Origin of the sequence: Streptomyces sp. RGM 3693, from assembly GCF_050471125.1 — a bacterium.
GTDB lineage: Bacteria > Actinomycetota > Actinomycetes > Streptomycetales > Streptomycetaceae > Streptomyces.
Map to the genome: position 1 here is coordinate 1,488,317 of NZ_JBMPPQ010000001.1, position 16,294 is coordinate 1,504,610.

Here is a 16,294-nt window from a genome sequence, read left to right on the forward strand (position 1 = left end):
CCTGAACTACCCCCGGCTGAAGGGGAGTTTCGCGGTGAGCCAGGTGACCAGCTCGTTGGGGTTGCGGCTCTGGGTCCACAGCCGGCCGGGGCCGGTGAACTCGAAGACGAGGCCCTCGCCGGACTTGAGGGTCTGCATCAGCCCGCGGGCCACCTTGCGCGTGGTGTAGGAGACGCCGTCACTGAACGCGACCAGATGCCCGGAGTCGAGCACCATCTGCTCGCCGGGCTGCAACTCGACCTCGTCCAGCGCCCCGTAACAGGTGGCGAGGACCTGGCCCTGCCCCTCGGCGCGCACCAGGAAGCCGCCCTCGCCGCCGGCCAGGTTCTTGAACCCGCCCCACTTGGTGTCGAGGTCGACGCCTTCGGACGAGCACAGCCACGCGCCGCGGGCGAGGTTGACGCCGCCGTCGACGGCGACGGTGGTCACATCGCCGGGAAGGCGCGCGGTGAGATCGACCCAGCCGCCCTCGGCGCCTGCCGTGAACCGGGTGACGAAGAGGGACTCGCCGCCCAGGACGCTGCGCTTGAGCCCCTTGAACAGGCCGCCCTCGGCCTTCGCCTCGACGCCGATCCCCGCGGAGGTGGCCATCATCGCCCCGGACTCGGCGCGGACGACCTCGCCCGCCACCAGGTGCACCCGGGCCACCGCGAACGAGGGGCTGTGTCGTACTTCGATCTTCATGTCGGCCTTCTTTTGCCGGAGTGGTTCTCAGTTTTTGCCGGAGTGGTTCTCGGCGGATCGCATGCTACGGGCGACGCTGCGCACCGCGGCCCCGCCGAAAGCCTTCGGAGCCTTCGGAGCCTTCGGAGCCTTTGGAGGCGTTGGAGGTATTGGGGGTACTGCCATCGGTTCTCCCCGGGCGGCGGCGGCTCCGGCACGGCTCGCCGGCGCGCCATAACGGGGCGCCCGGGAAGGCGAGTTGGCGCGGGGGCAGGCGGGCGGTGCTACGGGGCCGCGATGTCGGCCAGGCCCCACCCCCGTAACTTCCGCAACGCCGCTATCAGGTCGTCCTCGGTCAGGGTGTCGGATCGTGCCGCTGCCTGGTCTGCGACGGCCGGCGGCCGCTTTCGCCGGGGCCAGATCGTTTCCCCGGCCTGCTGTGGCGGGGATACAGTCCAGCCAGATACCGAACCCAGGGACCAGGGGAGGGGGCTGGCGTGTTCGAGATCGTGACGGTGGGAGCGCTCACCGCATTCCTCACCGCGGTGGGAAATGGCGCCGCGGGAGAGATGGGCAAGCAGGTGCTCGTGTCGACGGGTGCGCTGGTGCGACGGACCCTGGGGCGAGAGGCGCCGCTCCCGGCGAGTCCGACGGGGTGGGAGGCGCTGGCGCAGGAGTTGCACGCGCGACTGGGCCGGGACCCGCAACAGAACGGCGAGTGGGCTCAGCTCTTGCGGAGCATGCCGGCGCCCGCGCCACTGCTGACCCCCGGAGCCGGACTGCCGCCCGCCACCAGGAACTTCACCGACCGCCAGCGGGTACTGAAGCTGCTGACCCGGGAGGCGGTCCGGCCGGCCGCGGGTCGGCCGCGGGCCGCCCTGCTCCATGGGCCCCCGGGGATCGGCACCACCGCCGTGGGCCTGTACTGGGGTGCCACCGAGATCGCCCGGTACCCCGACGGACAGTTCTACGTCGACCTCCGTGACGAAGCTGCGGAGAACGGTCCGGGGCCGTCCGCCGTCCTGCTGCGCCTGTTGCAGAAAATGGGGGTCGAGCGGGAACGCGTGCCACCCACGGAGGCCGGGCGCGAGGAGCTGTACCGGCGGCTGACGGCCGGCCGCAGGGCGCTGGTGGTGGTCGACCACGCCGCCCGCGTCGCACAGGTCCGCAACCTCCTCCCCGCGACCCCTGAGGTCTTCCTCATGGTGATCGCCTCCGGACCGGCCTTCGCGCTGGAGGCGGAACGCATCGCCGTACCGCAGCTGAAGGACCGGGACGCGGTGAAGATGCTCAGGAAGGTCGCCGGACCGGAGAAGGTGGCGCTCGCCAAGTCGCAGTTGCCGGCGCTGTTGGGCCGCTGTGCGGGCAACGCGTTCGCCCTGAAGGCGGCGGCGATGCGCCTGTTGACCGCGGAACCGCCGCACCCGGACCCGGCGGACGCTCCCACCGGGCGCTCTCCGGTGCACGGCATGGCCCAGGCCGCGTGCCGCGAGCTCGGCCCGGAGGCGGCGAGGCTGTGCCGGCTGGCTGCGGTGGGCGGCTGGCCCGCGTTCGACGCCGACCTGGCCGGGGCCGCCGCGGACGTCGCCCCGGAGGACGCCGCCCGCATGCTGACCGAAGCGGTGGACGTGCAGTTGGTGGAGCCCCTGCACGAGGGCCGCTACCGCTTCCGTCCCGAGGTGCGGCGACTCCTGGCGGACGCCGCGGGGCCGGAGCACGGAATCGCGGAGTGCGCCGCGGCGGTGTCCCGCGTACTCGACCGCCTGCTGAACCGAGCGCTGCACGCCGCACATGCCGCGCTGCCGCGGAGCTGGCGGGTCGAGCCCGCGCCGGTGGACGGCACGCCGTACCGCGACGAGGCCGCGGGCATGGCGGCGTTGCGGGTCGAGGCCGCGAATGTGATCCGGGCGGTCTCCGTGGCCGACGCATACGGGCACCTCGACGTGGCGCTGCGACTGGCCCGCGCGCTGTGGCCGCTGCAGCTGAAGGCCGGGTACTGGGACGACGTGCTGCCCGCACTCCAGATCGCGGCCCGGTGCGCCGACGAGCACCATCCGGAGACCCGCACGGCAGCCGCCCTCCACTTCCAACTCGGTCACTGCTTCGGCGAACTGCGGCGATGGGAGGAGGCCGACCGCGAGACGCACCTCGCCGTCACGGGTGAGCGCGCGGCGGGCCACCTGCGGGGGGAGGCGTCGTCCGTGGAGCTGTTGGGCCTGCTGATGTTGAGTCGATGGCGGTACGGAGCGGCATACGAGCGGTTCGTCGAGGCGGAGCAGCTGTACCGGCGGATCGCCGCCGAGCAGAACGGCGCGGAGGACCTGCCGCGCGCCCTCGCCCTGGCCGAGCGCCACCAGGGGCGTGCGCTGCGTGGCTTGGGGCAGTTGGCGGAATCCCGCGTCCGCCTTGAGCGCGCGCGGGACTACTTCGCGGAACAGGGCGAGGCGTACAACCAGGGCCGCGTGCTCACCGACCTCGCCGAGACGTTGCACGACGCCGGCGAGGATACCGCGGCGCTGGCCGGGATCGCCGAGGCCGAACGCCTGCTCACGCCGGAGGGGGCGACTCCCCACCTGGAGTACCTCGCTCGGCTCCGGGAGCGTTGCGAAGCCGGGGAGTAGCCGCCGTCACCGGGTGCACACCACCGGGTGCACGCCACCGGCCGCGTGCACCCGGAGCGTCGCCCCGCCCGGCGGCACCTCGCCGCCGTGTACCAACCAGGCGTGCAGCGCGGAGGCGTACGCCGCCGGGTCGGCGTCCGCGCCCGGGCCCGCCACCAGTCGGAACGCACCGAGGTGCCGGCTGCGCACGGTGCAGCGGTCCGGCCCGCTGACGTACGCGGCGAGTGCGCAGTGCGGATGACGGTGCAGTATCTCCGCGGTCCACTCGTCCGGGCCGCCCAAGCAGGGGTCGTCCGGCGGCCCGTCACGCCAGATCACGTCGGCCGTCGCCAGGTCTCCGGGATCGCGGGTGTCCTCGTGCACCGCGCGGTGCGTTTCGCCGGCGGCGTCGTACGGATGGCCCGTGGATCGCTCGATCATGACGTCCGTACCGCGGACCTGCGTACGGACGTCCAGCGGGTTGGTGCGCCGCGGAGGATCGTGCGGCGGTAGCGGCAGCGGTTCCAGCAGCGCGGGAGTGGCGGGCTGGGGGAGATCCAGCAGTGTGTAGAAGTGCCGTCGCAGGAGTTCCGCTGAGGATCCCGGCGCCGAGGTGGTGAACTCCGCCGGCCCGGCGAGCGGTCGGTGCCGCGCCAGCAGCTCCACCAGCTGGTCGCGCAACGGGGCGTGCGGGTCGAGCCGCGGAGCGTCCCGGACGAACGCCGCGAGCGGCGCCTCCGGGTCGAGTCGGTCCTCCCCGGCGGCCGCCAGGAGCACCGGGATGCCCAGCGCCGCGGCGTAGTAGGAGACCGCCCCGAAGTCCCCCAGAACGACATCCGCGGCCAGGAGGGCCTGCCGCCACGCGCGCACGGGGTCGATCAGGGCCAGCCCGCTGCGCCGGGCGCGGTCCAGCCACATGCGGATCTGGCCCGGGCCGTGCCCGTACCAGATGTTCGGATGCAGGACGGCTGCCAGCCGGTAGTCGTCGGCCGGCAGTTCGGCGGCGATCCGGGGCAGCAGACTGGGCAGGACGTCCTGGTCACCGCCGTTTCCGAAGAGACCTTCCGGGTTCCAGGTCGAGTTCAGGACGATGAGCCGTTGGCCGCGGCGCACGCCGAGGGCCCGCCGGAGCCGTTCCCGGTACGGGCGGGCGGCCAGCATGCGGTCGAAGCAGGGGTCGCCGGCGAGTACGGCTGCCTTCTCGGCTTCGGGGCATACGCGGAGCAGACGTTCCCGTTGCTCCGGATGCGACAGGACGAGTCCGTCCACGAACGGTTCGCCGTCCGCGAGCAGCCACTCCGGCGACAGCCCGAAGGTCGGCTCCCGGCTCCCGGCTCCCGGCTCCCGGCTCCCGGCTCCCGGCTCCCGGCTCCCGGCTCCCGGCTCCCGGCTCCCGGCTCCCGGCTTGGCTAGCTTTTTAGTGTATCCGACACCGTGTGACAAAATGGTCAATTTGCCGTGGATCGCGTGCAGTTGACCGCCGAAGCTGGCGGATACGGCGAGGTCCACAGGTGTCTGTAGCGCCTGCTCCCACGGCACCACCGGAAGGCCCAACTCGGCGAACAGCTCACGGATCCCGCCCTGGAACGCGGACGATTCCGTCGAGGTGACCAGCAGTTGCACCCGGAAGTCATCGTGGAACAGCGGCAGTACGTCCAGCAGGCGCCCGGCGGACGTGACGTTGTGCACCACGAACAGAACGCGACAAGGCGTCGCCCGGCTGACCCAACGATCGGAGCCTTCCCCGACCGGCACGCGTATCACCGGGGGATCGGATGGCCCCACCTGTCACCTCCTGCTGGCTGCGCAGCCTCTGCGGCGCTTCCCGATCACCCTAGCGTCGGGCCGGGAGGCCGGGGCGACCCGGCCGGCGGGGGCACCAGTGGGTGCCCCCGCACGGGACGAAGAGGTGATGGGCCGTCAGACGGGCACCGTCACCGCCGTCATCACCAGCCCCGACCCGATCAGCCACCCACCGCTGAACTCGGTGAGGCGCTGGCCGTCCACCACCGGGCCGGGCACCAGTAGCCGGGCGGTGAAGGTGGCGTCGGTCGGGTCGAGGGTGAGGTGGGCCTCCTCGAAGCCCAGCCAGCGGCCGGTGAGCGGGTACCACGCCTTGTAGACGCTCTCCTTGGCGCTGAAGATCAGTCGGTCCCAGCAGATCTCCGGCTGGTGCGCGGCGAGGCGGGAGATCTGCGTCCGCTCGTCGGGGAGCGTCACGAGGTCCAGGACGCCGGGGTCCTCGATGCGCGCGTGCGGCTCCGCGTCGACGCCCACGGAGCGGAAGTCCGTCGCCCGGGCCACGGCGGCGCCGCGGTAGCCGGTGCAGTGGGTCATCGCGCCGACGATGCCGGTCGGCCAGATCGGGGCGCGGCCCGCCCCGGGCAGCACCGGTGCGGGGGCGATCCCGAAGGCGGTCAGGGCCCGGCGGGCGCAGTTGCGGACCGTGCCGAATTCCCGTTGCCGGTGCGGCACCGCCTCGGCCACCAGCGCGAACTCCTCCGGATACATCTCCGAGAGCGGGTCGTCGTGGAAGGACTCGGCGGTCGCTATCGGCGCGGGCAGCAGCTTCTCGATCACGCGGGCACTCCGGTGGTGGCGACGGGCAGGATCTGGACCGGGCGGCCGGGGGAGCCGGAGCGACGCCGCCATTCGCGAGGGTAGCCGAGCGACACCTCCTGGTGGGGCACTCCGTCCCACAACAGCAGCCGCGGGATGTGCAGGTGCCCGTAGACCACCGTGGTGGCGCGGAACCGGCGGGGCCAGTCGGCGGTGGCCTCCGTCCCGCACCACAGGGCGAACTCCGGGTACCACAGGGGTCTGGTGGGCTCGCGGACCAGTGGCCAGTGGTTGATCAGGACCGTCGGCAGATCCGCCGGGAGGGCCGCGAGCCGGGCCTCGGTCTCCGCCACCCGGGCCCGGCACCACGCCTCGCGGGACGGGTAGGGGTCGGGATGCAGGAAGTATTCGTCGGTGCAGACGACCCCCGCCTTCTCGGCGAGCGCCAGGGCCTGTTCCTTGGATCCCACGCCGGGCATCCGGAAGGAGTAGTCGTAGAGGAGGAAGAGCGGCGCGAGGGCGACCGGGCCGCCCGCGCCCTCCCAGACGGGATAGGGGTCCTCGGGGGTGACCACCCCCAACTCCCGGCAGACCTCCACCAGATGCTCGTAACGGGCCACGCCGCGCAGCTGTACCGGATCCTTGGCGGGGGTCCACAGTTCGTGGTTGCCGGGCACCCACACCACCTTGGCGAACCGGTCGCTGAGTCGGCCGAGCGCCCAGTGGATGTCCTCGACGTACTCCCCGACGTCCCCGGCCACCAGCAGCCAGTCGTCGTCGGACTCCGGTCTTAACCGCTCGACGATGTCGCGGTTCTCGTCGTACCGGACGTGTAGATCGCTGACGGCCACTAGGCGGCCCTCGCGCGAGGCGGGGGCCGGCGCGGCCGTGGCATGCTCGGCGCCGGGGGCGAAGGTGCGGATCTCATATGTCACCTCAGCAGTAAAGACGGTGCGGAGGGGAGAGTGAAGCGCCTCCTGTAAACCAGGGGATGTGCCGCGGGCCGGGCCGCCCCGGTCGGGACGGCCCGCGAGCCGGCGGTGCCCCGGCGAGCGCGGCCGTCAGCGGGCGCCGGGGGAGGGGGCGCCACCGCGCCGGATACGGGTGGCCAGCCACAGGTCGAAACGGTCGTCGGGGTCGTCGAGGTGGCGCCCGGTGAGGTCCATCGCCTTGTCCAGACGGTTGCGCACGGTGTGCCGGTGGACGCTGAGCCGGCGGCTGGTGGCGTCCCACGCGCCGCCGGTCTCCAGCCAGGCGGCGAGGGTGGCGATCAGCTCCTCGCCGTTGTCGGCCAGGTCCAGTGGGCCGAGCACGGTATCGGCGTAGCCGTGCAGCGTCCGCCGGTCGCCCAGCTCCAGCAGCAGCCGGGCGGCCTCGCTCTGCCGGGCCTCCGCGGGCGCCCCGCTGGTCCGGCTGACCGCCAGCAGCCCGGTCGCCTGCCGCAGCGACACCCGGACCGCCTCCGGCGCGGTGGCCGGGCCGATGCCCGCCGGGCAGTGCGGTGCGAACCGGCCGAGCACCGCGTGGATGTCCAACTCCTCGCCCACCACCGCCTCGATCACCGGCCCCGGCGCGGACCCCGGCCCGCCGGTCACCCGCACCAGCCCGCCGGGCATCGCCAGCGCCAGATCGGCCGCCATCTCCTGGGCCGCGCCCTCCGACAGCCCGGCCCGCGAGGGTGCGCCGCCGGCGGTCCGCGGACCGGTGACGGGCGCCGCCTCCACGACGACCGCCCGCACCCGCTCAGCGGACAGCCCCGCCGACGCCAGCATGTCCCTGGCCCGGTCCGCCGCCAGGTCCTCGTCCGCCAGCAGCTCGGACAGCAGCGCCGACCGCCGCCGGCGCTCCGGCTCGTCCCGTAGGTGGCGTCGCTCCAGCTCCAGGGAGAGCAGCGAGATCAGTCCGGGGACGACGGACCGGGCGGCGTCGTCCGGCCGGCCGGTGAGCAGCAGCAGCCCGCGCAGCCGGCGGGCGCCGAGCGGCTGTACCTCCAGCTGCTGGCCGCCGGCGGTGCTGGTGGCACTGCCGCGCAGCCCCCGCGCGGCGACCCGCTCGACCAGGTCGCGGGCCTGTGCGAGCGGGGTCCGGGGCTCCTGCTCGGCGGCCGCCAGCTGCCGCCCCACCGGGTCGAGGACCGTGGCGCCGACCCCGGTGGCCGCCGTCCACTCCGCCAGCATCGGTTGCAGCCCGTCGCTGGTCGCCGCGGCCGCGGTCAGCCGCCGCTGGGTGGCGAAGGCCCGGTGCAGCACCTCCCGCTGCTCGGTGGCCCGGGCGTCGAAGACCGCCTTGGTGACCGCGATGAACGGGACCTCGTCCGGCACCGTCAGCAGCGGCAGCCCCGCCTCCTGCGCCGCCGTGACCAGCGGTTCCGGCGCGTCCTGGTACGGCAGCCCCTGCCCCAGCCCGAGCGCCAGGCAGGCCGCGCCGCCCTCGGCCACGTCCCGGACGTAGGCGCGGCAGTCCGCCGGCTCCATCGGCAGCAGCAGCCCGATGGTCATCAGCAGCTCGCCGCCCTGCAGCCACTTCCCCGGGTGTAGGAGGTCGGAGACGGTCGCCGCCTCGATGGTGCGGGACAGCAGCTCCTGCGGTACGTCGTAGGTGAGGGCCAGGGGGAGGTCGGGCCGGGCCAGCAGGTCCGAGATACGCAGCGGCATAGACATAGTGTCCACCACATATCTATTGAATCGACGATCGGGCGATCGAGTCCCGGCGAGCGGGCGCCTAGGTTCACACCACCGCGGAATCCGCAGTTCCCCACCGGCTGCCCGCGGCACCACCCCGCACACCCTGTCGCCACGCCCGAGGAGTAACCCATGGATCCCACGGCACCCATGGAAGGCACGAGCGAGGGGCGAGGCTCCCGCATGATCGAGGTCCGCTCCATCGACTACGTCCCCGTCCGCGAACGGCACGGGAAGGTGTGGCACCAGGGTCCGTTCTGGTTCACCGGCAACTTCGTGCTCACCACGATGGTCACCGGCTTCCTCGGCCCGGCCCTCGGCCTGAGCCTGCCCGCCTCCGTGGCCGCCGTCATCCTCGGCGCCTGCTTCGGCACCTTCTTCATGGCCTTCCATGCCAACCAGGGCCCCCGGATGGGCCTGCCGCAGATGATCCAGTCGCGGGCCCAGTTCGGCATCCGCGGCGCGATCGTCCCGTTCGCCGCCGTGGTCTTCGTCTACGTCGGGTTCAACGTCTTCAACGTGGTCCTGGCCGCCCAGGGCCTACGGACCGTCTTCCCCGGCGGCACCACCCTCTGGTACGTGCTGATCATCGGCGTCGCCATCGTGCTCGCCGTGGTCGGCCACGACCTGCTGCACCTGGTCCAGCGCTGGCTCACCTACGTGCTGATCGTGGTCTTCGGCGTGCTGACCGTCGGTGCGCTGGTCCAGCTCGACCCGCACTCCGCGGCCGCCGCCGGGCACGCCGCGCACGGCTCCTGGACGTCCTTCCTGGTGGTCTTCTCCGCCGCGGCCGGCTACCAGATCAGCTACGCCGTCTACGTCTCGGACTACTCCCGCTACCTGCCCCGCGACGTCTCCGCGCGCAAGGTCATCTGGTGGACCTACGCGGGCGCGGCCGGCTCCGCCGCCTGGCTGATGTCGCTGGGTGCCCTGCTCGCCTCGGCCCTGCCGCACCCGGACGCGATCAGCGGCATCCGCCAGGTCGGCAACGCGATCGTCCCCGGCTTCGGCACCTTCGCGGTGGTCGTCTCGTCCGTCGCCCTGGTCGGCATCATGGCCGTCAACGCGTACGGCGCGATGCTCACCACCACCAGCGCGATCGACGCCTTCCGCACGGTCAAGCCGACCGTCCGGATCCGGATCGCCGGCATCGTGGCCATCGGCCTGATCGTCTTCACCGTGGCGATGCTGCTCCCGGAGAACTACCTGGAGAGCTTCAACACCTTCGTGCTGATGATGCTCTACTTCCTGATCCCGTGGACGGCGGTCAACCTGGTCGACTTCTACTGGGTCCGGCGCGGCCACTACGCGGTCACCGCGATCTTCAACCCGGCCGGCATCTACGGGCGCTGGTCCTGGCGCGGTATCACCGCCTACGTCGCGGGCTTCGTCGCGATGGTCCCGTTCTTCTCCACCTCCTTCTACACCGGCCCGATCACCAAGGCGCTGGGCGGCGCGGACCTCTCCTTCGTGCCCGGCCTGCTGGTCGGCGGCGGCCTGTACTACCTGCTCACCCGCAACCTGGACCACGTGGCGGAGGCGGCGGCGGTCGCCGAGAGCGAGCGCGAACTGGAGGGAACCGCGGCGGACGGGCCGGCGGCCGCCGCGGCCTCGCACGGCTGACGCGCGAGGCGGAGCGGGCCGCCCGGGGACGCCGCGCACCAGCGGATGAGCTGCCCCGTTCATCCCGCTATGGTCGGTCGGTAGGGATACGTCCCACCGACCGATCGGCGTTTTCCGGCCAGCCGGCCCTCGGGACGCCCGGCCCTCGGGTCGTCCGGCCCTCGGGCCACCGGGCCGCCCGGACGAAGGGAAGTGAGCGCACCATGCAGGTGGCGTTTCTGGTGGCCCCCGCGGGCGCCGAACAGGCCGAGCTGACCGAGCCCTGGCAGGCGGTCACCGCCGCGGGCGGTACACCCACGCTGATCTCCACCAGGTCGGGTCGGATCCAGGCGTTCCACCACCTCGACAAGGCCGACACCTTCCCCGTCGACCTGACCGTGGACGCGGCGTCCGTCGCGGACTTCGACGCCCTGGTCCTCCCCGGCGGGGTGGCCAACCCCGACGCCCTCCGCCTGGACAAGGGGGCGATCTCCCTCATCGCGGCCTTCTTCGAGACCGGCAAACCGGTCGCGGCCATCTGCCACGCCCCCTGGACCCTGATCGAGGCCGACGTGGTCCGGGGCCGCACTCTCACCTCCTGGCCCAGCCTGCGGACCGACATCCGTAACGCCGGCGGCACCTGGGTCGACAAACAGGTGGTCGTGTGCACCCAGGCCGCCAACACCCTCGTCACCAGCCGCCGACCCGCCGACCTGCCCGCCTTCTGCAAGGCCCTGGTCGAGGAGTTCGCGCGCTGACCCGGCACCGGGGACGGCGGCCCCGGCCCCGGTGAGCGGCGCCCAGTAGCGGTCGCCGTACGACCGGTGCCACCACTCGCCGGGATAGTTCACGAACCCCGCTCCGCCCACCCCCTAGGGGACATCCCCGCCCCCTTCTCCCCTCCCCGCTCCGTCCCCCACCCCGACAACCACCACGACGGACTCCGCCGGCAGGCGCAGCATCCCGTCGTCCTCCGGGAGCAGTGGGTGCGGCCAGCCAGCCACCGCCCGGAAGTCCGCCCGGAAGTCCCCGGGGGAGTCCGTCGCCCCAGGTGGGGTGAGCGGGACGGTGGCCGTGCCGCTCGGGGCGAGGTTGACGGCCAGGTGTACGGGACCGCGGCGGAGCAGGAGCCAGCGGGCGTCCTCGTCGTGGGTGGCGTGCGTGGCGTGGGTGACGTGGGTGCGAGCCGGGTCGGGGTCGGTCAGCGCGGGGTGGGTGCGGCGGAGCGAGAGGAGGGTGCGGTACCAGGACAGCAGGGCGGCGTGCGGCGCGGCGGACGGTTCGGTCCAGTCCAGCACGCAGCGGTCGCGGGTGGCCGGATCCTGCGGGTCCGGCCAGTTGGCGCCGAGGCCGTCCCCGTGCGCCGCGCCGCCCTCCTGCGCGGCGAACTCGCGCCGCCGGCCGGCCCGTACGGCCTCCGCGAGCTCCGGGTCCGGGTGGTCGGTGAAGTACTGCCAGGGCGTACGCGCGCCCCACTCCTCGCCCATGAAGAGCATCGGGGTGAAGGGGGAGCACAGCACCAGCGCGGCGGCGCAGGCGAGCAGGCCGGGGGAGAGCGCGGCGGTGAGCCGGTCGCCGTGGGCGCGGTTGCCGATCTGGTCGTGGGTCTGGGCGTAGGCGAGCAGTCGGTGCGGCGGGGTCGCCCGCAGGTCCAGCGGTGCGCCGTGGCTGCGGCCGCGGAAGCCGGAGTAGCCGCCGTCGTGGAAGAAGCCGCCGGTGAGGGTCTTGGCGAGGGCGGCGAGCGGCGCGCGGGCGAAGTCGGCGTAGTAGCCGTGGGATTCACCGGTCAGTGCGGTGTGCAGGGCGTGGTGGAAGTCGTCGTTCCACTGGGCGTGCAGCCCCAGGCCGCCGGTCGCCCGCGGTGCGGTGGTGCGCGGGTCGTTGCGGTCGGACTCGGCGATCAGGAACAGCGGGCGGCGCAGTTGGACGGCGAGCGCGTCCACGGCGGCGGACAGTTCGGCCAGGAAGTGTTGGGCGCGGTCGTCGTGCAGGGCGTGCACGGCGTCCAGTCGGAGTCCGTCGATGCGGTAGTCGCGCAGCCAGCCGAGCGCGCTCCCGATGAGATAGCGGCGGACGTCGTCGGAACCGGGGGCGTCGAGGTTGACCGCCGCTCCCCAGGGCGTGTGGTGGGCGTCGGTGAAGTACGGGCCGAACTCCGGGAGGTGGTTGCCGGACGGGCCGAGGTGGTTGTGGACCACGTCGAGGACCACCCCGAGGCCGTGGCCGTGCGCGGCGTCCACGAACCGCTTCAGCCCGTCGGGACCGCCGTACGGCTCGTGCACCGCCCAGGGCGCGATCCCGTCGTACCCCCACCCGTGGGTCCCGGGGAACGGGCAGACCGGCATCAGGGAGACATGGGTGATGCCGAGGTCGGCGAGGTGGTGCAGGCGGTCCGCGGCGGCGTCGAAGGTGCCTTCGGGCGTGTACGTCCCGATGTGCAGTTCGTAGAGGACCGCGCCGGGCAGCGGGCGGCCGGGCCACGGGTGCCGCCAGGCGAACCGGGCGTGCTCGACGACCGCGCCGGGCCCGCCGGGGCCGTCCGGCAGCCGGGCGGCGCGCGGATCGGGCCGCGGTGGGCCACCGTCGAGCCGGAAGGCGTAGCGGTCGCCGTCGCCGGCCGCTGCGTCCGCGCGCCACCAGCCGGGGCGGCCGGGGTCGCGCTCCAGCGGTACCGGTGGCCGGCCAGACCGGTCGCCGGCCCAGTGGAGGGCGACCCGCCCGGCGTCCGGCGCCCATACCTCGAACAGCACGGTTGTCCTCCTTCGTCGCCCCGGCCCGGCCGTCTCGGCACCCGCCGGCCCGGTCCCCGACGACGAAAGCACGCCGCCGCCCCGGACGGAAGGACGCGGTGCGGCGGGGCACCGACATCGCCTGGACACCGACTCACCGCAGGCCGGAGAATTACGCCATGACTTCGCTCCAGTTCCCCGCGCGGCCTTCGGACGCCGATCGGGAACGCGCACTTGAGCTGCTGCGCGAGGGCGCGGCGGAGGGACGGCTGTCCCAGGACACCTTCCTGCGCCGGCTGGAACTCGTCCTGACCGCCCAGCAGCACTCCGAACTCGCCCTGGCCACCGCCGATCTGGAGCGGCACGGCAAGGTCCAGGGGCTGTTGCTGCGGATGGTCGGCCGGGTGTCGGCGTTCCACATCCGGCTGCGCAGGGCCTGGCGCACGGAGCGGTTGCCGAAGTTGCTGCTGCCGGAGCCCGGACCGTTCCCGCTGTCGATAGGGCGGGCTCCGGGCGTCGGCCTGCGGCTCAACCACGAGACGGTCTCCCGGCGCCACGCCGAACTGCGCAGCGAGGGCACCGGCTGGATGCTGCGCGACCTCGGGTCCACCAACGGCACCTGTGTCAACGGCCGCCGGCTGGTGGGCGAGATAGCGGTCGGTCCCGGCGACCACATCAGGTTCGGTCAGGTGGACTACGTCCTGACGGAGCGCCAGGCACCCAGCGAGCGCTGACGAGCGGGGCCGGGGCCGGGACCAGGCGGCGGGCGTCCGGACGGCCCAGCCTGGGTGCGGGTGCGGGTGCGGGTGCGGGTGCGGGTGCGGATGCGGTCAGTGCTGGTGCAGCCCCCGTCCCGCCAGCGTCAGGAACGCCTCGCCGAGCGCCTCCGACAGCGTCGGATGGGCGTGCACCTGCTGGGCGACATCGGACGGTTCGGCGTCCCACGCCACGATCAGCTGGCTCTCCGCGATCATCTCCGAGACGTGCGGCCCCACCAGATGGACGCCCAGCACCGCGCCGGTGGCCTCACCGCCCGCGCCGTCCGCCGCCGCGATCACCTTCACCATGCCGCCCTGCCCGTGGACCATGCCCTTCGCGGTGGCCGTCAGCGGCATCGTGTTCACCTTGACCGCCAGCCCCCGGGCGCGCGCCGCGGCCTCGCTCAGCCCGACCGAGGCGGTCTGCGGACTGGAGTACGTCACGCGCGGCACCGTCGCGTAGTCCACCGGACGGGACGGCACCCCGGCCAGCGTCTCGGCGACCAACAGTCCCTCGGCGAACGAGGCGTGCGCCAGCCCGAGCGACGGCGGCGGCAGCAGGTCGCCGACCACGTGGATGCCCGGCACCGCGGTCTCCAGCCGCGACCAGTCCGCCGGCGGCACGAACCCCCGCTCGTCCACCGCCAGTCCGGCCGCCGCCAGCCCGAGCCCGTCGGTCACCGGTACCCGCCCCACCGCGACCAACAGCCGCTCGGCCTCGACCACCACCTCCTCGCCCTTGGGCGTGCGGACGGTGGCCCGCACGCCGTCCGGCAGCAGCTCGGCGCCGGTCAGCGTCGCGCCCGTACGGACGGTGATCCCGCGCCGCTTCAGCCCGCGGACGAGATGCCGGCTGACGTCCTCGTCCTCCAGGGGCAGCAGCCGGTCCGCCGCCTCGACGAGGGTGACCTCGGCGCCCATCGAGCGGTGGAAGGAGGCGTACTCGACGCCGATCGCACCGCCGCCCAGGACCAGCACCGACGCCGGCAAGCCGGCCGCGAACAGCGCGTCGTCGCTGGTCACCACCCTCCCCCCGGTACCGCCGGGAGGCGCCCCCAGCTCGTCCGCCGTCAGGCCCGGCAGCATCCGGGGCCGGGAGCCGGTCGCCAGCACGATCCCGCGCCGGGCGGTGAGCGTGCCGCCGTCCGGTCCGTCGACGACCACCGAACGCGGACCGGTCAGCCGAGCCGAGCCGTGCACCACCCGCACCCCGGCGTGCGCCAAGGTGCCGGTCACCCCCTGGTGGTTGCGGGCCACGATGTCGTCCCGGGTGGCGGTCAGCGCGCCCCAGTCCACCGCGTCCACGGTGGCCTTGACGCCCCAGCGCGTGCTCGCCTCCGCGATGCCGTCGACCAGCTCCGCGGCGTGCAGCATCGCCTTGCTGGGGATGCAGCCGCGGTGCAGGCAGGTGCCGCCGACCAGGTCGCGCTCGGCGAGCACCACCCGCAGCCCGAGGGCGGCGGCCCGCAGTGCGGTGCTGTAGCCGCCGGTCCCACCGCCGATGACGACGACATCCGGCTCGTCGGGCCGGTCCATGATCGAGTGCGTGTTCATGGCCCCAGCCTCCGCCCGCCTGCGGCCATGAGTCCAAGGCAATGTTTCTATGGGAACGATGAGCTGTGTGCATGGCGGCGCACGGGGGATGCGGGGGACGACGGATGAGTCTGCGGCAGATGGAATACCTGGTGGCGGTGGTCGAGGAACAGTCCTTCACCCGGGCCGCGGAGGGGCTGAACGTCAGCCAGTCCGCCCTCTCCCACCAGATCAAGGCGCTGGAACGGGAGGTCGGCGGCCCGCTGTTGGAGCGGATGACCCGCGGTGTGCGGCTGACCCCGAGGGGGCGGGCCTACTACCCGCACGCCGAACTCGCCGTCCGCAGCGCCCACCAGGCCCGCCGCGCGGCCCTGGCGGCCGGCGGGTCCCAGAGCGGCGAACTCCACATCGCGACCGTGCACGCCCAGGCCATCGGGGTGCTCCCCGCGGTCTGCGCCCGCTGGGCCCGGCTGCACCCCGGGGTCCGCCTGGTGCTCCATGAGTACGCCACCACCGACGAACTGGGTGACCACATGGCGCGGGGGGTGGCCGACATGGCGCTGGGGCCGCGCCCGGACGACTGGTCGGGGCCGGTCACCGTCGTCGGCCGGGAGCGGATGGTCCTGGTCGTGCCGCACGACGATCCGCTCGCCGGCCGAGAGGCGGTGCGGCTGGCGGACCTGGCGGACCGGCCCTGGGTGCGGTGCAGCCTGGAGCCGGTGCTGGCCGGCCGCCGCTGGCTGGACGTGGAGTGCGAGCGGGCGGGCTTCACCCCGCGCACCGCCGTCCGCACCCAGCACACCTCGACGGCCGTACGGATGGCAACGGCCGGCGTCGGTGTGCTGCTCACCGCCGCCCACGAACTCACCGGCCTCGACTGCGCCCGGATCCCCACCGACCCGCCGTGGCGCCGCGACATCACGGTCTTCTCGCGGGTCGAACTGACCGGTGCGGCCGCGGAGTTCACCGCACTGCTACGGGAGTGGGGAGCCACCAACGACGCCTGATGAACCGTCAGCAGGCTGCGCCGTCGGTAGGGCGCACCGTCAGAATGGCGCCCGGCCAGTGCGGCACACGCCCAGTGCGGCACACGCCCAGTACGGCACACTCCCGGTACGGAGCACCGTCGCACGGCACACCGCCACTACGGCACACCACCGGTCCGCGCG

At 73.6% G+C, this 16,294-nt stretch carries 12 protein-coding genes; 5 read left to right on the forward strand and 7 right to left on the reverse strand.

The features are described from left to right. Nucleotides 1–6 precede the first annotated feature (6 nt). Nucleotides 7–684 carry a TIGR00266 family protein gene (locus tag ACO0M4_RS06270; protein ID WP_430368658.1) on the reverse strand — a complete coding sequence of 226 codons (678 nt, stop codon included), beginning with the start codon at nt 682–684 and terminating at the stop codon, nt 7–9. Between the two features lie 476 nt (nt 685–1,160). Here ACO0M4_RS06270 and ACO0M4_RS06275 point away from each other — a divergent pair, with 476 nt between their 5' ends. Further along, nucleotides 1,161–3,284: an ATP-binding protein gene (locus ACO0M4_RS06275; RefSeq protein WP_430368660.1), complete on the forward strand. Its 2,124-nt coding sequence runs from the start codon at nt 1,161–1,163 to the stop codon at nt 3,282–3,284. A gap of 6 nt (nt 3,285–3,290) precedes the next feature. On the opposite strand, the gene ACO0M4_RS06280 is transcribed toward ACO0M4_RS06275, so the two are convergent. From ACO0M4_RS06280 to ACO0M4_RS06295, 4 genes are all read right to left on the reverse strand, one after another. Further along, nucleotides 3,291–4,955, reverse strand: a complete 1,665-nt coding sequence (locus tag ACO0M4_RS06280) for a hypothetical protein (RefSeq protein ID WP_430368661.1) — start codon at nt 4,953–4,955, stop codon at nt 3,291–3,293. Nucleotides 4,956–5,183: 228 nt separating this feature from the next. Continuing rightward, entirely contained in the window at nt 5,184–5,843 is a 660-nt protein-coding gene (locus ACO0M4_RS06285; protein WP_430368662.1) for a 4'-phosphopantetheinyl transferase family protein, read from the reverse strand. Continuing rightward, the gene (locus ACO0M4_RS06290) at nt 5,840–6,757 is read right to left on the reverse strand and encodes a metallophosphoesterase family protein (protein ID WP_430368663.1); all 918 of its coding nucleotides are present in this window, start codon (nt 6,755–6,757) and stop codon (nt 5,840–5,842) included. The genes ACO0M4_RS06285 and ACO0M4_RS06290 overlap by 4 nt, the downstream gene beginning before the upstream one ends. A 126-nt stretch (nt 6,758–6,883) precedes the next feature. Next, nucleotides 6,884–8,476 carry a PucR family transcriptional regulator gene (locus ACO0M4_RS06295; protein ID WP_430368665.1) on the reverse strand — a complete coding sequence of 531 codons (1,593 nt, stop codon included), beginning with the start codon at nt 8,474–8,476 and terminating at the stop codon, nt 6,884–6,886. Nucleotides 8,477–8,635: 159 nt separating this feature from the next. Here ACO0M4_RS06295 and ACO0M4_RS06300 point away from each other — a divergent pair, with 159 nt between their 5' ends. Further along, nucleotides 8,636–10,126 (forward strand): purine-cytosine permease family protein, encoded by a 1,491-nt coding sequence (locus ACO0M4_RS06300; RefSeq protein WP_430368666.1) that lies wholly within the window; start codon nt 8,636–8,638, stop codon nt 10,124–10,126. A gap of 203 nt (nt 10,127–10,329) precedes the next feature. Next, nucleotides 10,330–10,863 carry a type 1 glutamine amidotransferase domain-containing protein gene (locus ACO0M4_RS06305; protein ID WP_430368667.1) on the forward strand — a complete coding sequence of 178 codons (534 nt, stop codon included), beginning with the start codon at nt 10,330–10,332 and terminating at the stop codon, nt 10,861–10,863. 114 nt (nt 10,864–10,977) lie between these two features. Here the strand turns inward: ACO0M4_RS06305 and treZ are convergent, their stop codons facing one another. Further along, nucleotides 10,978–12,855, reverse strand: coding sequence for a malto-oligosyltrehalose trehalohydrolase (gene treZ / locus ACO0M4_RS06310; RefSeq protein WP_430368668.1), 1,878 nt, complete (start codon nt 12,853–12,855; stop codon nt 10,978–10,980). 158 nt (nt 12,856–13,013) lie between these two features. Here treZ and ACO0M4_RS06315 point away from each other — a divergent pair, with 158 nt between their 5' ends. Continuing rightward, nucleotides 13,014–13,568: an FHA domain-containing protein gene (locus ACO0M4_RS06315; protein ID WP_430368669.1), complete on the forward strand. Its 555-nt coding sequence runs from the start codon at nt 13,014–13,016 to the stop codon at nt 13,566–13,568. Between the two features lie 96 nt (nt 13,569–13,664). On the opposite strand, the gene lpdA is transcribed toward ACO0M4_RS06315, so the two are convergent. Then, the gene (lpdA, locus tag ACO0M4_RS06320; protein ID WP_430368670.1) at nt 13,665–15,146 is read right to left on the reverse strand and encodes a dihydrolipoyl dehydrogenase; all 1,482 of its coding nucleotides are present in this window, start codon (nt 15,144–15,146) and stop codon (nt 13,665–13,667) included. 104 nt (nt 15,147–15,250) lie between these two features. On the opposite strand from lpdA, the gene ACO0M4_RS06325 reads away from it, so the two are divergent. Beyond that, nucleotides 15,251–16,132 (forward strand): LysR family transcriptional regulator, encoded by an 882-nt coding sequence (locus tag ACO0M4_RS06325; protein ID WP_430368671.1) that lies wholly within the window; start codon nt 15,251–15,253, stop codon nt 16,130–16,132. Nucleotides 16,133–16,294: the final 162 nt, after the last annotated feature.